This is a genomic window from Seonamhaeicola marinus (genome assembly GCF_008085455.1).
On sequence record NZ_VSDQ01000755.1, the window covers coordinates 1 to 1,604 of the forward strand.

At 35.8% G+C, this 1,604-nt stretch carries 2 protein-coding genes; both read right to left on the reverse strand.

What is annotated here, in order from left to right; all coding sequences use genetic code 11:
* Window positions 1–749: FAD-binding protein (locus tag FUA24_RS23370; protein ID WP_148545745.1), on the reverse strand; the 749-nt coding region annotated here is incomplete at its 3' end.
* Window positions 750–752: 3 nt separating this feature from the next.
* The coding region (nadA, locus tag FUA24_RS23375; RefSeq protein ID WP_148545746.1) for a quinolinate synthase NadA at window positions 753–1,604 on the reverse strand (852 nt) is incomplete at its 5' end.

Sequence of the window (1,604 nt, forward strand, 5' to 3'; positions counted from 1 at the left end):
CCCTTTTCTTGATATAATGCTGTTGGATGAAACTGAACAAACTCCATATCTTTAATACGAGCCTTGGCCCTATAAGCCATAGCAATACCATCGCCAGTAGCAATAACTGGATTTGTAGTGTGCCCATAAACACAACCTATACCGCCTGAGGCTAACAAAGTTGCATTGGCTTTTATGGTAAAAATTTCGCCTGTTTTTTGATTAAAAACGTAGGCTCCGTAACAAGTTAACTCATTAGTGTTTTCTGCTTTTACATGATGATTTGTAACCAAATCTAAAGCAAAATGATGCGGCAATAACGTAATATTTGGTAATTGGTGCACACGTTTTATAAGCGTACGTTCAATTTCGGCACCGGTTAAATCTTTATGGTGTACAATTCTATATTCAGAGTGGCCACCCTCTTTACCTAAATCTAAATTTCCAGAACCATCATCATCAAAATTAGCACCCCATTCAATTAGTTCTTTTAGTCTTTTCGGTCCTTCTTTAACAACCAATTTTACTACCTCTTGTTTGCACAAACCATCGCCAGCAATAAGAGTATCTTCAATATGTTTTTTAAACGAATCTTCTTCTTTATTAAGCACCACAGCCATACCACCTTGGGCGTATTTTGTGTTCGATTCGTCTTCGCTATCTTTAGTTATTATAACAACATTTCTATCAGGAAATGTTTCGGCAATTTTAACTGAAAATGTTAAACCCGCAATGCCTGAACCAATAACTAAATAATGAGTTTCTAGCATAATTTATTTTGAAAGTTCTAACATGCGCTCAATAGGTAGTAATGCACGAGACCTTAATGGTTCTGGCACTTCAATAGCTGGTGTTTCGTGTAATAAACAATTGTAGAGTTTTTCCATGGTATTCATTTTCATGAAATGGCATTCACTACACGCACACGTATTATCTTCAACCGCTGGAGCAGGTATTAACTCTGTATTTGGCATTTCTAACTGCATTTTATGTAAAATACCAGCTTCAGTAGCTACAATAAATTTATCGTTTTGGTTTGCTTTTACGTAATTAATCATACCCGATGTAGAACCAATGTAGGTAGCCGTATTTAGAATATGCTCTTCAGATTCTGGGTGAGCTATAATTTTATAATCTGGGTGTTTTTTATGCAATTCAATTAACTTATCCATTGAAAAGGCTTCGTGTACCACACAGCTACCATCCCAAAGTAACATATCTCTACCTGTTTCTTTCATAATGTAACGACCTAAATTTTTATCGGGTGCAAAAATTATAGGTGTGTCTTTAGGTACAGAGTTTACTATTTTAAGTGCATTTGATGATGTACAAACAATATCACTTAATGCTTTTATTTCTGCAGAGCAGTTAATATATGTTATTACAATGTGGTCTGGATGCTTTTCTTTAAACGCTTTAAATGACTCTGGCGGGCAAGAATCTGCCAAAGAACATCCGGCATTTAAATCTGGCAGCACCACTTTTTTTGTTGGGTTTATAATTTTTGCAGTTTCGGCCATAAAATGCACACCTGCAAACACAATAATATCGGCATCAGTTTGCGCTGCTTGTTGTGATAAACCTAAACTATCACCCACATAATCTGCAATATCTTGTATAGCACC